Raw genomic sequence first — 14,457 nt, forward strand, 5'->3', positions numbered from 1 at the left:
TGAACAAAAGTCCATTATTAAAGCCGTAAACGCTTGTAATCCATCATACTTGAAATAATGGCGGAACGCAAAGCAAAAAAAGTTAAACACTGGATGATAAAATATAGGAGATAAAAAGTAAGAAAAACATATACTTTCCTATATTTCAAGGATAAACGGCTTCGCCGTCCTTGGGCAAGCGCGTTTACCGGTCAATTATAAGAAAAGGAATAAGGTAGTAACGTATACTTTCTTATATTTTGAAACAGCTTCTTTAAGCTTGTTTATAGTACAATTACGGTAGGAGGTTGATACTTTGACTTTATTTTATGAGCAATTTGGCAATCCCGCCGATCCAATGTTCGTGTTTTTGCATGGTGGAGGCGTGAGCGGCTATATGTGGGAGGAACAGGTCAAGCACTTCAGCAAATCGTTTCACTGTATCGTTCCAGACTTGCCCGCACAAGGCAAAAGCCAGTCCGCAGAGCCGTTTTCTATAGCCGGAAGCGCGGCTGTCATTAATCGCTTGATCAAGCAGCTGGCTGGCGGAAAAACAGTCATTGTTACCGGTTTTTCGCTCGGTGCCCAGGTTTTAGTCGAAATGCTGGCGCAAGAGCCAAATCTTATCCACTATGCCATTATTAACAGCGCGCTCGTAAAGCCAATGCCTTCCGCCAAACTTTGGCTTAAGCCGATGCTTGCGTTAAGCTTGCCGCTTACTCGCAGCAAATTTTTTGCCAAGCTTCAAGCTAAAGAGCTGTACATACCATCTCATCAATTCGAGCTGTATTATCAAGAAAGCAAGCACACTCAGCTGAATAATCTGCTTAGCGTTATGCAGGAAAATATGAGCTTCAGCATTCCGAATGGATTTGAGAAGTCAACCGCAAAAATTCTTGTAACCGTAGGCATGCTCGAAAAAAAGATGATGCGGCAATCAGCCGAGGCGCTCGTTAAAAGCGGCAATGACTGCACTGGCATCATCTTTCCAAATATCGGCCACGGCATATCGCTAGCCAATCCGCAGCTATTCAACAGCACCATCGACCAATGGCTTGACCATAAGCCGCTTTCTCCTGAGCTTTTAGCTATTTGAGCACCGGCATGCTATGATCCTGTGGAACGGTAATGCTTGACGCCAAAGCGCCATATAAGCAAGCACGGAATTAAAAACAGCAGGCCTGCAAAAGGCAGCAGCAAAGCAAGCAGCTCGCTGCCTTCCTGCTTATCCAGTAAATACATAAGCGGCAAGTAGCTAACAGCGCCAAATGGGATGATAAAGGTAAACCATTTTGTCACCCACTTCTCATAAATATTTAGCGGATACTGCGCCATCTCTCGCCCCCCGTCGGTAAACACGTTAGCTACCTCCAGTCCCTGAATCGTCCAGAAGCAAAACGTTGCCATAATGATAAAAATACCCGCAAAAATAAATACGCCATTTACTACCATGCTGATGAGCGTTGCTATTTTAATAACACTCCAAGCAATGGGCAAGCCGCTCAGCGCCCATATCAATACAACTATGCTTTGCAGCAGGCGGCCAAATCTAGTGAATTCAAACTTCGAGCCCAGCACCTGTACAACCGTACCGCGCGGCCGTACAAGCAGCCGATCAAAGCCGCCGCCCGCAACGAGGCTGGAAAAGGCGTCGAAGCCGCGGCAGAAGCATTCTCCCAGCGAAAAAGCCAAATGAATAACCGCAAAGCATAATGCCACCTCATAGAAGCTCCAGCCCTGCAGCTGTCCAAAACGCTCAAATAGAAAATACATGCCGGCAAAAACAGTAAACGGAATAAAAAACTGGCCGATGCAAAGCAGCAGGAATGAGGTCCGATATTGCAGCTGCGATTTAAAATGAATGGCCAAATATTTAAAATATAAGTTCATTGCAGCTATCCTCCTTGTATAACGATTTGCTTAAGTGCTTTTTTCATGAGCATATAGCCAGCTGTTACAAGCAGGAGCAGCCAAACCAGCTGAATAGCTATGCCAAGCCACGCTTCCAGAACAGGGATATGCCCGGAGTACACGCGAAACGGGAAATCGGTTGTCCAGCGAAACGGTAAAAAATACGTTATTTCCCTCAGCCAGGCTGGCATAAGCGGAACCGGTATGACCAGACCCGCAAAAAATTCGCCGCCTACGGCAAACAGCAAAATCGAGCCGACCGGATTCAAGGTCCAAAATACAGAAATATAAATCAGCATCGAAATCGCTACAATGAGCAATAGCCCAGTAAACAACGCAATGATAAATACGAGCAGCTGCAAGGCTGAGGGCGGAAGAGTCATCCTGTAATGCGCCGGCAATACAAATACGATAAGCATAATGGGAATGCATCGGAGCAGTGCGCTCGCTATTCTTTGGGCAAGCAGCTTCATATACCATAATGGGTACAGATGTGCCGGACGGCAAAGCTCATATGCGATATTGCCGCTTGTAATTAGCTCGAACAACGCAGGATCACGGAACCAAAGCATGACAAATGACAAAAAAATCTGCTGCAGCCATATATAATTTACGAGCTCATTCCAGCTCATTGGCTGAGCTGCTGATGTACTGCTATAAAAGGCCGAAAAAATCATAATAAATATAAAGCCGAAAAATAGCTGTGTCGATAGCCCGGCGAGCGCAGCTGTGCGATATTGCAAACCATTTAAAAAGGTTAATCTCCAAACCGCCATATATTTATTCATATTTTATGTTCCTCATACAGCTTAATAATTAACTCATCGATCTGCTTGGCTTCAACGGCGACATCAACGACTTCAACCTTATCGGACAGCTGATTAATAAGCTGGGCCAGCGTTGCCTTCTCTGCGTTAAAGGCGTACATCGCGCGTTCCCTCGACCACATCAGCCGGCTAGCACCATTAAGATCAACCGGCTCCAAACTATCCGGCACTCTGTTGATAAAATCAACGGTTACTACTCGCTCTGAGCCGTAAGTATGACGCAGCCGCTCTAATGTCCCATCGTAAAGCAGCGTTCCTTTGCCGATCATTATAATACGATGAGCCAGCGCTTCAATATCGCTCATATCATGAGTCGTTAGAATGACGGTAACACCAGTCTCCTCATTGAGCTGTTTAATAAATGACCTGACGGCTAGCTTGCTGACAGCGTCAAGGCCGATCGTAGGTTCATCGAGAAATAAAATCCGCGGACTATGAAGCAAGGATGCCGCAATTTCGCAGCGCATCCGCTGCCCAAGGCTTAGCTGGCGGACTGGCGTATGAAGCAGCTCCGCAAGCCCCAAACGCTCTGTCAGCATCGTTAAATTACTGCGGTACATCGAGTGCGGAATACGATATATATCGCGCAGCAGCTCGAATGAATCAATAACCGGAACATCCCACCACAGCTGCGATCTCTGGCCAAAGACTGCCCCGATTTGCCCCACGTACTGCACCCTGTCCTGCCATGGCGTACAGCCCAAAATACTGCAGCTTCCACTGTCTGGAACCAATATGCCGCTCATCACTTTTATAGTCGTAGATTTTCCTGCCCCGTTAGGGCCGATATAACCGACAATTTCTCCTTCCTGCACCGTAAACGAAATATTTTTAAGCGCTTCTACTATTTTGTACTGCCGATGAAACAGCGCCTTGACTGCTTCCTTCATCCCTGCGGACCGCTGTGCGACTTTAAAACTTTTTGTAATTCCTTCCAGACGAATGACATTACTCATAAACTGCTCTCCTATCTCGTATTATGTGATACACTACTTTCATAACTTCTAAGGAATGGAGCATATTATTTTATGGCTGTTTCCAAGCAATTTCAGTTTGGCACTGCTTTCACGCAGCTGCTTCATTTTGGCTACCACCAAGCGATGAGCTGTATTTTTCCAGTCGCTATATTCGGCACCTTGGCAGTCTCCAAATGGATTGACCTGCCCTTTATCGCTCGCTATGATCTTATACTGCTCGTCCTGCTGGCTGTCCAGCTGCTCATGGTTATCAGCGGACTTGAAACGGTGGATGAGCTAAAGGTCATTTGCGTGTTTCATATCATCGGCCTTATGCTGGAACTGTACAAGGTGCATATGGGCTCCTGGGCTTATCCGGAACCGGCGCTAACCAAGCTGTATGGTGTCCCTTTGTATAGCGGCTTTATGTACGCTAGCGTTGCCAGCTTTATGTGCCAAGTATGGCGCAGATTAAAAATGGACATGACGGGCTGGCCGGGCTTAGTGATTGCCGGCTCACTGGGCGCTGCGATTTACTTCAATTTTTTTACGCATCATTTTATAGCGGATTTTCGTTGGTGGCTGACAGCGCTCGTATTTATCGTTTTTTGGAAAACAAAAATATACTATACGGTTAGACATAGAACTTACACTATGCCGCTTACGCTAGCTTTTTTACTGGTTGGCTTTTTCATTTGGCTGGCTGAAAATATTGCAACCTTTCTAGGTGCCTGGCAATATCCCGATCAGCAGGTCGTTTGGAAAATTGTTGGATTTGGTAAATTGAGCTCGTGGTTTCTGCTTGTTATCATTAGCGTAATCATCGTTGCCCAGCTTAAAGTAGTGAAAGCAAGTCGAAACAAGCAGCAGCCATAGGAAAGGACAACGCGTGCTGTAATACATGCAATTGTGTTGCGGTGAGGGCGAATGGAAACGCTGCATGTCCTTGCCTGAGGACGCCTTCGTTTCTCGGTGAAATATAAGAGGCAAATCTAAGCTGTAATCTTATTATTCTTATATTTTGGGTAAGTCGTAACGGACTTCAAATATTACCATAGTTGGTGCATGCTGTGCAATAGTTATTTTTAAATTGGGCAACGACAAAAAGGAGTGATGGGGAGGAATGTCGTCCTCCAAGTCCATTGGCAGATAAAGTTGATCCAGGGTATATTGAATATATAAAGAAACCGTTCCTTACGTAAATGGTGGGTCACACTTCCATTTTACCAAGAAACGGTTTCTTTTTTTCACAAAATGAAGAAGGGCCGTCCTAAGTCATTTATGACTTTTGGGACAGCCCCGTCTTCTATCCTTTTATCTTACAAGCCAGCCGCCATCAACAGCTAGAATATGGCCATTCATATAATCGGATGCCGCCGAAGCAAGGAACACGGCAGGACCGACCAAATCCTCAGAGGTTCCCCATCTGCCAGCAGGAATACGCTCGAGAATTGATTTGCTGCGAACAGGATCATTGCGCAGCGCTTCGGTGTTATCCGTGCTCATGTAGCCAGGTGCGATCGCGTTGATCTGAACGCCTTTGGAGGCCCACTCATTGGCAAGCGCCTTTGTAAGACCAGCTACGGCATGTTTGCTTGATGTATAGCCAGGAACCGTAATGCCGCCCTGGAAGGAGAGCATGGAAGCTACGTTAATAATTTTGCCAGAGCCTTGCTCAATCATGTGCTGGCCTGCCAGCTGGCAAAGCACGAATACAGAATTCAGATTAACATCAAGTACATCCTGCCAGTCCTCATAGCTATGCTTGTCCGCAGGCGTACGGCGAATGATCCCTGCATTGTTTACCAAAATATCAAGCTTGCCCAGCTCAGCAACTGTGCGTTCGATAATAACTGGAAGCTTGCTGCGGTCAGCTACATCTGTTTGTATCGTTATCGCTTTACGTCCAAGCTTAGTAATTTCGGATGCAGTCTGATCAGCAGGCGTGCTGTTGGTGACAAGCGCCACATCGGCTCCCGCCTTGGCTAGGCCAATCGCTATAGCTGCGCCAAGTCCGCGTCCTGCACCGGTTACAATGGCTGTTTTGCCAGTTAAATCAAATAAACTCATCGTTTCACGACCTTCCTTTATGTCGCCTTCCGTTTGCCTGCAGCGGAGCCAGCATCAGCTTTACTCCACTCGCTTCATATTTCGCTGCAACTTCAGGTTCGATATCTTCATCCGTTATAATCGTATCGATAGCAGCAAGCTCAGCATACGTAATAAGCGCGCCTTTATCGAATTTGCTATGATCAGCCAGGCAGTATACCTGCTTGGCGTTTTGAATATAAAGCTGTTTCAATTTCATTAATTTCTCAGTAAAAATGGTCAAGCCATATTCAAGATGTATGCCTGTTGTAGACAAAAACACCTTATGCACATTCAGCTTGGATATCCATTCCAAAGATTCCTCGCCAATAAGCAAATTATTTTGCCTGTAGCCGCCCGGCACAACAAGCCTTACCTGGTCCTTCATAGCCAGCTCGCGAATAATAAGCAAATCATTCGTCAGCACCGTTATTGGCGCATTGGGCAACAGCTTTGCCAGTTCAAGTGTCGAGCTTCCAGCATCAAGTGCAATAATGTCGTTGTCCGCAATGCAGGACAAAGCCAGAGCAGCTATAGCAGACTTCTCCTGGCTTTTTCGACTATTCGGAAATTGCAGAGGGAGAATGCTGTCTTCTCCCCCTTGATCTAGTACAGCACCGCCATGGGTCCGCTTGAGCAAGCCTTTCTCCTCAAGCTTTTCCAAATCTTCACGAATTGTTTTTTCCGTAACTTGAAACTGGTTGCTGAGCTCGGATACTTTGACTGCACCGTGCCTTTCAAGCTTCTCTATAATTTTTCGGTGACGTTCTGCAGCAAGCATCTTGCTCCTCCTCAAACCAGGCTTCTTTTATACATATATTACTTCAATTCGCTTGCTTGTACTACATCCATATCCGTAAATGTATAATTTTCCCCAGCCATGGACCAGCAGAACGTATAGTTGCTAGTGCCTACACCAGAGTGAATGGACCATGGAGGCGAAATAATTGCTTGCTCATTCGCTACAACCAAATGTCTTGTTTGTGAAGGCTCGCCCATCATATGGAATACGCGAGTATCTTCTTTCATGTCAAAGTACAAATAAGCTTCCATACGGCGGTCGTGAACATGGGAAGGCATTGTGTTCCAAACGCTTCCAGTTTGCAGGCTTGTAACGCCAAGCATCAGCTGGCAGCTTTGAATTCCGTCTGCATGAATATATTTGTACAAAATGCGCTCATTGGAAGTTTCTTGGGAACCCAGATGAGTCGGGTTAGCTTCTTCCATCGTCATTTTACGAGTTTCGATTTCTTTATGCGCAAGAGCGGAACAGAAGTAAAGCTTCGCTGGATTGGATTTGTCCTTGCTTGCAAGGGTAACCTGACGCTTGCCTTTACCTACATAAAGAACTTCAAGACGATCCAAATCATACGCTTCGCCCTCTACAGTAATAGTAGCTGGACCGCCGATGTTCAAAAATCCGATTTCACGGCGCTCAAGGAAGTATTCTGTTCTTAGTGCATCGCCTGCATCAAGCTCAATCGCTTTATTGACAGGAAGTGCTCCGCCTACAACCATACGGTCATAGTGCGTGTAAGTCATTTTCAATTGGTCCTCTACAAATACGCTTTCGATCAAAAATTCACTGCGCAGGCGCTCAGTATCATAAAGCTTTACATCAGTTGGGTTAGTAGTATGACGAATTTCCATGGATAAAATCCTCCTTAAAATGTATGAGAGCTGTTCGCTTGGAATGCTGCTCCACGTTTGTTATTGTTCGTAAAATACCATAACATACATTTTCGAACTTTAAAAGTACCTTTCGAACTTTTAGCTGAACATTAACCAAATTGTAAATATTTACATGCGTTTAACTTACTCCGAATTATTTACTTACCTAAATTAATAGTGATACTATTTAAGTTGCGTGTAATCGACTCTCATTATAGATTGCTATCTTTTTTTCATAATTTTTTACAAATTTTCAAACAACACTTTCCACATATCGCCAAAATTCTCTATTTGTTGTAAACTAGAGTGGACAGGATTTATGGTCAATAGGAGGTAACGTTATGAAACAATGCGCCTGCAAAGAAATGATAGAAAAGTTGAGAGAAATAATGGAGCTTACTTACGACGAGTACGAATCATTTACTAATCCGCATGTTCTGGCAGCCAGTCAGGAGCTTGACGATGCGCTCGTCAACTATAGAAAATGCCCTAACTTTGATTACTGCAACTCTCCTCATAAACCAATCGCACAAGAAAATTTCACGCCTTATATAACCATTAAACGAATTGCTGTATAATGCGGCCTAATGAATAACTTCTTCCTAATATCAGCTATTACTCCACAACGATCATAATCAGCACATATATTATGGTGAATTTAAATAACTTTCCTATACTCCTCTTACGCTGCAATCGCTGCATGAGAGGATTTTTATTTGTGCCCATTGAATTTTTATTAGTTTTATTGTATATTTATACAATTCCTTGAATAAATATATTTAGTGTTCCTATACGATAAAATGATGATTTGAAGGTGATCTAATGAATGAGTTGCAAAAAAAGTCCAATCTGCTCTATATAACAGAGCGCCCTTCTGTTACGATGCAAAAAGGAAAAGGCATGTATATTTGGGATACAAACGATAAGCGCTATCTCGATTTTTCAGGGGGCTGGGCCGTCAACAGCCTTGGCCATAGTCCGGACGCTGTGTCGCATGCGCTCATCTCGCAAGCGGATATGTTGATTCATGCAAGTCCAGCCTTTTACACCGAACCGCTGCTCAGCTATGCTGCCGCGCTTACTAAAGCAAGTGGAATGGATAAAGTTTTTTTCGCTTCCAGCGGCGCAGAGGCGAACGAAAGTGCCATAAAGCTGGCGCGCAAGCATGGCGCTGTTCATTTGAACGGGGCAAGCGACATTATTACGCTTACCAACAGCTTCCATGGCAGGACGCTGGCAACGATGTCTGCTACAGGCAAAGTGCACTGGCAGCAGCTTTTTGCACCCAAGGTAGATGGTTTCAAGCATGTAGAGGCCAATAATCTTGACGCATGCTTTGCGGCAGTCAATAACGAAACCTGCGCTATCATGGTAGAGCTTGTTCAAGGCGAAGGCGGTGTTCATGTGTTAAGTGAAGCCTTTATATATGGACTGCGTAAAATATGTGATGCATACGGCATTTTGCTTATATTCGATGAAATTCAAACGGGTATGGGGAGAACAGGAAAACTGTTTGCTCACGAGCACTACGGGATTAAGCCTGATATTATGACATTAGGAAAAGGAATAGGAGCAGGCTTTCCGCTGTCGGCTATGCTTACAATGAGCAAATACGATCTTTTTGAAGCTGGCGAGCAAGGCGGCACCTATTGCGGCTCTCCGCTCGCCTGCGCAGTAGGCGAAGCCGTTCTTAACGAGCTGCTTGAGAACAATTGGGCTCACAACGCTGCGGTTCAAGGCCAATATTTGCAGCAAGCCCTCGGCAAGCTGGCCACGCGCTATCCAATTTCTTCTGTACGTGGAAAAGGTCTGCTGCTCGCCTTTGATGTACCGCATGGCGATGCTGGCAAGCTCGTCTCCAGCTGCATGGAAAACGGCCTTATTATTAATTCGCCCAACCCTGCAACGATACGTCTCTCGCCTCCGTTAATCGTAAACCGAGAGCATATTGACGAAATGCTGCTCGTGCTTGAGCTCGCTTTCAGCAAGCTGTACACGATGGCTGCTCAACAAGGATAAGCGGCTCCGCCGTCCTTTGGACAGGCGCGTTTACCGCTGAAATATAAGAACAGATATAAGGCTACAAAAACTTATACTTTCTTAATAAAAAACAACGCTTGCCAGCATGCTCCTGCATGCGGCAAAGCGTTGTTTAACTTACAAAGCCGTTTATCCTTAGAAATCAAAATATTGTTTAGCATTGCGATACGAAATGTTTTGAACCATCTCCCCGAGCAGCTCTATATCATATGGGGCTTCGCCATTTTCCACCCATTCCCCCAGCAAATTGCACAATATACGGCGGAAATATTCATGTCTCGTATAAGAGAGGAAGCTGCGCGAATCCGTCAGCATGCCGACGAAGCGGCTAAGCAAGCCGATATTGGCAAGCGAATTCATCTGCTCAATCATGCCAAGCTTTGTGTCATTGAACCACCACGCTGAGCCCAACTGCATCTTACCGGCTACGCCGCCGCCTTGAAAGCTGCCAATTAATGAAGCTAGCACGTCGTTATCTTTAGCATTTAATGAATACACAATCGTCTTGGCAAGAGCGCTATCCTGCTCTAGCTTATCAAGCAAGCGCGCCAGCGGATAAGAGAGCGCATTGTCATGGATCGAATCAAAGCCGGTATCTGGACCAAGCGCTGCAAGCATTCTCGTATTGTTGCTTCTGGAAGCATTGATATGAAGCTGCATAACCCAGCCCAGCTCGGCATATAAGCGGCCCATAAACAGGAACGTGTACGTTTTGTACTTTTTCTCTTCCTCCAGCGTTACCTTATTCCCCTGAAGCGCTTTGGCAAATATTGCTGCTGCCTCTTCCTTTGTCGTATCGGCATAAGCAACATAGTCGAGAGCATGATCAGATACTTTGCAGCCTACCTCATGGAAAAAGCGGATACGTGCCTCAAGCGCACCTAGCAGCTCATCGTAGCTGCTAATCTCTTGGCTAGAGACAGCAGATAGCTTACCCACCCATTCACGGAATATCGGCGCATTAATTTCTAGCGCTTTGTCCGGCCGGAAGGAAGGCAGCACCAATACGTCAAAATCATCAAGCTTTTTTATAGCCATATGATATTCTAATGAATCTATCGGATCATCCGTCGTGCATATCACTTCCACACCGGACATTTTAATCAAATCGCGGGCTTTGAAATTTCCTGTAGCAAGCTTTGCGTTAACCTGCTCCCATATCGCAGGCGCATTCTTTTCATTAATAAGCTCGTATATGCCAAAAAAACGCTGCAGCTCCAGATGAGACCAATGATAAAGCGGATTGCCGAGTGTTTGAGGAACAGTCTTGGCCCAGGCAAGAAAGCGATCATAATCGGTAACGCCTTCTCCGCCTGTTACAAACCTTTCTTCTGCGCCGTTAGCGCGCATAGCTCGCCATTTGTAGTGATCGCCATACAGCCATGCCTCCGTAAGATTTGAAAAGCTGGCATTCTCATATATTTGCTGCGGGCTTAAATGGCAGTGATAATCAATAATAGGCATATCTTTTGCGTATTGATGATAAAGCTGCACTGCAACATCATTTGACAATAAAAAATTTTCATCCATAAACGGCTTCATAACATAATCCTCCTTGCGTTTTTTAGTTGTAAAATTTCACAAGGTCATCGATGCGCACTTCTCTGCCCGTCTGAATAGAGCGGTTGGCGGCAATGCCAGTCAATATAGAGCGGGCGCCGTCCACGTGATTTGCAGCGCGATTGAAGCGGTCCTCTGCCGGCTTGCCGAACAAATCATTGAGCAGCACAGGATCCCCTCCGCCATGTCCGCCTACGCCTTCCTCCACCTCTACTTCGTAAGGCGCTGCAAACATTGGGTACACTGTCATTGTTTTGCTTGTTAATGCTCCCTCAAGAGCCTTGTCGCCTCCCGAATTAACATAGGATTTTTCTATGATATTCATTTCGAGACGCCCTTTCGTGCCGTTAAATGCGATGCGATAGCCTTCCCATGGCAAATAAGCGTTCAAGGAATAAGTGAGTATCGCTTTATTTTTATATTTTACAAGAACACCCATCGTATCCTCAATATTAATGCCGTCGCCGAACACACTTTGGTCGCGGCGATAGCCGTCTTCATGCTCCGCATCATAATACATGGCTTTCAAATGCTCATTTTTATCCAAATGAAGCGCAAATGGATCCGTCTCGGCAATCGGGTTGCCTGTTGCCCGGTCATAAAATGCCGTAACTCCCCGCTCCTCTGCATTTTCTCTGCCATAAAATAATAAGTCTCCATAAGCAAAAACCGATTCCGGCTGCGAACCGATCCAAAAATTGACCAGATCAAAATGATGCGTAGATTTATGAACGAGCAAGCCGCCGCTATTGCGTTTGTTACGATGCCATCTGCGGAAATAATCAGCTCCATGCTCCGTATTCAATAGCCATTCAAAATGTACGGAAGTAACCTTGCCGATCGTCCCCTTCTCAATCAGCTCCCTTGCTTTCGTATGATGCGGCGCATAGCGGTAATTAAAGGTTACACGCACATTGCGCCCCGTACGCTCAACGGCATCCAATATATCCTGGCATTTCTCGTCATCGACCGTCATTGGCTTCTCGGTAATGACATCGCAGCCCAGCTCCATCGCACGAATGATGTACGTATGATGTGTTCTATCCATGCTGGTTACAATAACTGCATCCGGCTTTTCAACTTCAATCATGCGATCGAATTCATCTGATTTATAAGTATTTACAATATGATAATTATATTTTTGCTGTAAGATTTGATTAGCATAATCCATTCTTGTCTGGTTTATATCACAAAATGCTAACAGTTCAGAAGTTTCTTGAAATTCAGTTGCTATAGCTCCATAAAAAAATTCGGCGCGTCCGCCGCTGCCAACTAAAACATAACGTTTTTTAGCCATTACTCTTCCCCCTTGTTCATTTAACCATTATTTCTTAATCCACTTCATCATACCGCATACAAATGATATAATTCTTGTCATATCATGCTATCTTTTCCGAAAACCCCGCTTTTCTTGTCATTCACTTCAAAAGAAGGGAACAATAATATGCATACTGCAATTCAATATGTCAGATATGGCAGCCCTTATGAGCTTTTTGTAGAAAATGCGAAGCGTTCCGGCCCGTTTACAATGACCGACGAGCATTATCATCGCTACTATGAAATCTATTATTTGCATGCGGGCAATCGGCTTTACTTTATTCACGATCAAACCTATCCAGTCGAACAAGGTGATCTTGTATTTATAAACAAGCAGGTTCTGCACAAGACGCTTCAAGCTACGTCAGCTGCGCATGAAAGAACTATTATCCACTTCAACGAAGCGATTAGCGGTTCGCTATCGCAGCCGCTGCAGGAGCTTATGCTGCGACCTTTTAACCGCCATGGCTTTGTGCTTCGCCTGCCCTACCAGCAGCAGCTTGCAATCGATCAGCTTATTCGCAAAATGATTCATGAAATCGGGCAAAGGGAGCCCGGCTTTGAGCTCATCGCCAAGCTGGCTGTACAGGAGCTGCTCGTTACGACAGCGCGTAATTTGCAAGATTCACTGCTCGTGCCTGCGCAATCGGAAACGGCTATTCATGGCAAAATATTTGAGATCGTACGTCATATTAATCACCATTTTTCCGAACCTCTGCGTTTGAATGATCTGGCACAGCAATATTTTATAAGTCCCCACTATTTGAGCCGGATGTTCAAGACCGTGACCGGCTTTGCTTTTTCAGACTATATCGTATTAACCAGAATTAAAGAAGCACAGCGGCTTTTGCAGGAAACGGCTAAAAGTATATCTGATATTGCCATCCAGACCGGGTTTGACAACTTTTCACACTTCGGCAAAAGCTTCAAGCGCGTAACACAGCTATCTCCCAGAGAGTATCGCAAGAAAATGTCGTAATATTGTATAATAATAGTCGTCATATTGCAGTTAAAATGAGTAAAGAACTATGATACATTGTATGTGATGTCATTATATTATAGTTCAACTGACACCTGTCAGAAGGAGGCTTATCGTCGTGATTCGGATAGGAAAAATTAGTTATTGGCATGTTCATGCATGGGAGTACACGAATGAGGCATTGCATCATCCAGGAACGGAGATTACTGCCGTCTGGGACGAGCTGCCTGAACGCGGACGGGAAGCAGCCGGCAAATTGGGCGTCGCTTTTTATGAGTCGCTTGATGAAATGCTTAGCAGCGATCAGATTGATGCTGTCATCGTAGACGCTCCAACCTCTATGCATGCAGAGGTTATGATCGCAGCCGCCAAAGCCGGCAAGCATATTTTCACAGAAAAAGTTATTGCACCGACCTTACAGGAAGTTAATCAGATTTTGCAGCATGTAAAAGACAATAAAGTAAAATTGACCGTTTCTTTGCCAAGGCTTAATGACAGCTATACACTTGCGATTGAGCAGGTGCTTGAGCAGCAATTGCTTGGTCAAATAACACAGGTTAGAAGCAGGCTTTCGCATAATGGTGCAACAGCCGGCTGGCTGCCAGAGCATTTCTTCAATTTGCAGCAATGCGGCGGCGGCGCTTTGATTGACCTAGGCTGTCATCCCATGTATTTAACAAGGTTATTTATGAACGAGCTGCCATTATCGGTAACTGCACAATTCGGCTATGTAAGCGGCAAAGAGGTCGAGGATAATGCTGTCGCACTGCTGCAAGGCAGATCAGGTGCGCTTGGCATTGTTGAAGCAGGCTTTGTCAATGACCACTCTCCATTTGTGATTGAAGTGCATGGCACCAAGGGCACTCTTCTCTATAATCAATCTGATGACAAGCTGCTTCTGCGCAGCTCAGCAGAAGGCGGGAGCTGGCAAGAGCAGTGGACAGAGCTGCCTCTACCGAAAAAAAGAGAAAACGCCTTTTCTCAGTGGGTGCAGCACATAGAAAATGATACGGAAGCAGAGCATAACATCGCTCTCGCCGTAGACTTGACCAAATTGATGGAAGCAGCTATAATCTCCGCGAGAGAGCAGCGTGCAGTGGCAATTGCGGAACTAAAGTCTTAATGCGGC

The 14,457-nt window shown here is 45.3% G+C and carries 14 protein-coding genes; 6 read left to right on the forward strand and 8 right to left on the reverse strand.

From position 1 onward, the window contains the following. Positions 1 to 295: 295 nt before the first annotated feature. A complete protein-coding gene (locus V1L65_RS00985; protein WP_331697176.1) occupies positions 296 to 1,075 on the forward strand; it encodes an alpha/beta fold hydrolase in 780 nt (259 codons plus the stop codon). Between the two features lie 11 nt (positions 1,076 to 1,086). Here V1L65_RS00985 and V1L65_RS00990 read toward each other — a convergent pair whose 3' ends face one another. The 3 genes from V1L65_RS00990 to V1L65_RS01000 are packed head-to-tail and all read right to left on the reverse strand — an operon-like array spanning position 1,087 to position 3,673. Next, positions 1,087 to 1,869: an ABC transporter permease gene (locus V1L65_RS00990; protein ID WP_331697177.1), complete on the reverse strand. Its 783-nt coding sequence runs from the start codon at positions 1,867 to 1,869 to the stop codon at positions 1,087 to 1,089. A 5-nt stretch (positions 1,870 to 1,874) separates the two neighbouring features. Beyond that, entirely contained in the window at positions 1,875 to 2,678 is an 804-nt protein-coding gene (locus V1L65_RS00995) for an ABC transporter permease (protein WP_331697178.1), read from the reverse strand. After that, a complete protein-coding gene (locus V1L65_RS01000; RefSeq protein ID WP_331697179.1) occupies positions 2,675 to 3,673 on the reverse strand; it encodes an ABC transporter ATP-binding protein in 999 nt (332 codons plus the stop codon). The genes V1L65_RS00995 and V1L65_RS01000 overlap by 4 nt, the downstream gene beginning before the upstream one ends. 72 nt (positions 3,674 to 3,745) lie before the next feature. On the opposite strand from V1L65_RS01000, the gene V1L65_RS01005 reads away from it, so the two are divergent. Next, a complete protein-coding gene (locus V1L65_RS01005) occupies positions 3,746 to 4,549 on the forward strand; it encodes a DUF817 domain-containing protein (protein WP_331697180.1) in 804 nt (267 codons plus the stop codon). Positions 4,550 to 4,987: 438 nt separating this feature from the next. Here V1L65_RS01005 and kduD read toward each other — a convergent pair whose 3' ends face one another. The 3 genes from kduD to kduI are packed head-to-tail and all read right to left on the reverse strand — an operon-like array spanning position 4,988 to position 7,411. Further along, a complete protein-coding gene (gene kduD, locus V1L65_RS01010) occupies positions 4,988 to 5,743 on the reverse strand; it encodes a 2-dehydro-3-deoxy-D-gluconate 5-dehydrogenase KduD (protein WP_331697181.1) in 756 nt (251 codons plus the stop codon). A 4-nt stretch (positions 5,744 to 5,747) separates the two neighbouring features. Next, positions 5,748 to 6,542, reverse strand: coding sequence for a DeoR/GlpR family DNA-binding transcription regulator (locus V1L65_RS01015; RefSeq protein WP_331697182.1), 795 nt, complete (start codon positions 6,540 to 6,542; stop codon positions 5,748 to 5,750). 38 nt (positions 6,543 to 6,580) lie between these two features. Next, on the reverse strand, positions 6,581 to 7,411 hold the full coding sequence (kduI, locus tag V1L65_RS01020) for a 5-dehydro-4-deoxy-D-glucuronate isomerase (protein ID WP_331697183.1): 831 nt from the start codon (positions 7,409 to 7,411) through the stop codon (positions 6,581 to 6,583). Positions 7,412 to 7,773: 362 nt separating this feature from the next. On the opposite strand from kduI, the gene V1L65_RS01025 reads away from it, so the two are divergent. Both V1L65_RS01025 and V1L65_RS01030 read left to right on the forward strand, forming a co-directional pair. Continuing rightward, positions 7,774 to 8,010 (forward strand): aspartyl-phosphate phosphatase Spo0E family protein, encoded by a 237-nt coding sequence (locus tag V1L65_RS01025; RefSeq protein WP_331697184.1) that lies wholly within the window; start codon positions 7,774 to 7,776, stop codon positions 8,008 to 8,010. Between the two features lie 244 nt (positions 8,011 to 8,254). Then, the gene (locus V1L65_RS01030) at positions 8,255 to 9,451 is read left to right on the forward strand and encodes an aspartate aminotransferase family protein (RefSeq protein ID WP_331697185.1); all 1,197 of its coding nucleotides are present in this window, start codon (positions 8,255 to 8,257) and stop codon (positions 9,449 to 9,451) included. Positions 9,452 to 9,607: 156 nt separating this feature from the next. On the opposite strand, the gene uxaC is transcribed toward V1L65_RS01030, so the two are convergent. After that, complete coding sequence (gene uxaC, locus V1L65_RS01035) at positions 9,608 to 11,014, reverse strand: glucuronate isomerase (protein WP_331697186.1); 1,407 nt, start codon at positions 11,012 to 11,014, stop codon at positions 9,608 to 9,610. A gap of 22 nt (positions 11,015 to 11,036) precedes the next feature. Continuing rightward, a complete protein-coding gene (locus V1L65_RS01040; protein WP_331697187.1) occupies positions 11,037 to 12,329 on the reverse strand; it encodes a Gfo/Idh/MocA family protein in 1,293 nt (430 codons plus the stop codon). A 147-nt stretch (positions 12,330 to 12,476) separates the two neighbouring features. On the opposite strand from V1L65_RS01040, the gene V1L65_RS01045 reads away from it, so the two are divergent. Further along, positions 12,477 to 13,328, forward strand: coding sequence for an AraC family transcriptional regulator (locus V1L65_RS01045; RefSeq protein WP_331697188.1), 852 nt, complete (start codon positions 12,477 to 12,479; stop codon positions 13,326 to 13,328). A gap of 118 nt (positions 13,329 to 13,446) precedes the next feature. Beyond that, complete coding sequence (locus tag V1L65_RS01050; RefSeq protein ID WP_331697189.1) at positions 13,447 to 14,451, forward strand: Gfo/Idh/MocA family protein; 1,005 nt, start codon at positions 13,447 to 13,449, stop codon at positions 14,449 to 14,451. Positions 14,452 to 14,457 lie beyond the last annotated feature (6 nt).

The organism is Paenibacillus sp. IITD108, assembly GCF_036541265.1.
GTDB lineage: Bacteria > Bacillota > Bacilli > Paenibacillales > Paenibacillaceae > Pristimantibacillus.

Coding starts and splice junctions, on each gene's coding strand:
- V1L65_RS00990 (WP_331697177.1), bottom strand. CDS start 1,869: ATGAACTTATATTTTAAATATTTGGCCATTCATTTTAAATCGCAGCTG.
- V1L65_RS00995 (WP_331697178.1), bottom strand. CDS start 2,678: ATGAATAAATATATGGCGGTTTGGAGATTAACCTTTTTAAATGGTTTG.
- V1L65_RS01000 (WP_331697179.1), bottom strand. CDS start 3,673: ATGAGTAATGTCATTCGTCTGGAAGGAATTACAAAAAGTTTTAAAGTC.
- V1L65_RS01005 (WP_331697180.1), top strand. CDS start 3,746: ATGGCTGTTTCCAAGCAATTTCAGTTTGGCACTGCTTTCACGCAGCTG.
- kduD (WP_331697181.1), bottom strand. CDS start 5,743: ATGAGTTTATTTGATTTAACTGGCAAAACAGCCATTGTAACCGGTGCA.
- V1L65_RS01015 (WP_331697182.1), bottom strand. CDS start 6,542: ATGCTTGCTGCAGAACGTCACCGAAAAATTATAGAGAAGCTTGAAAGG.
- kduI (WP_331697183.1), bottom strand. CDS start 7,411: ATGGAAATTCGTCATACTACTAACCCAACTGATGTAAAGCTTTATGAT.
- V1L65_RS01025 (WP_331697184.1), top strand. CDS start 7,774: ATGAAACAATGCGCCTGCAAAGAAATGATAGAAAAGTTGAGAGAAATA.
- V1L65_RS01030 (WP_331697185.1), top strand. CDS start 8,255: ATGAATGAGTTGCAAAAAAAGTCCAATCTGCTCTATATAACAGAGCGC.
- uxaC (WP_331697186.1), bottom strand. CDS start 11,014: ATGAAGCCGTTTATGGATGAAAATTTTTTATTGTCAAATGATGTTGCA.
- V1L65_RS01040 (WP_331697187.1), bottom strand. CDS start 12,329: ATGGCTAAAAAACGTTATGTTTTAGTTGGCAGCGGCGGACGCGCCGAA.
- V1L65_RS01045 (WP_331697188.1), top strand. CDS start 12,477: ATGCATACTGCAATTCAATATGTCAGATATGGCAGCCCTTATGAGCTT.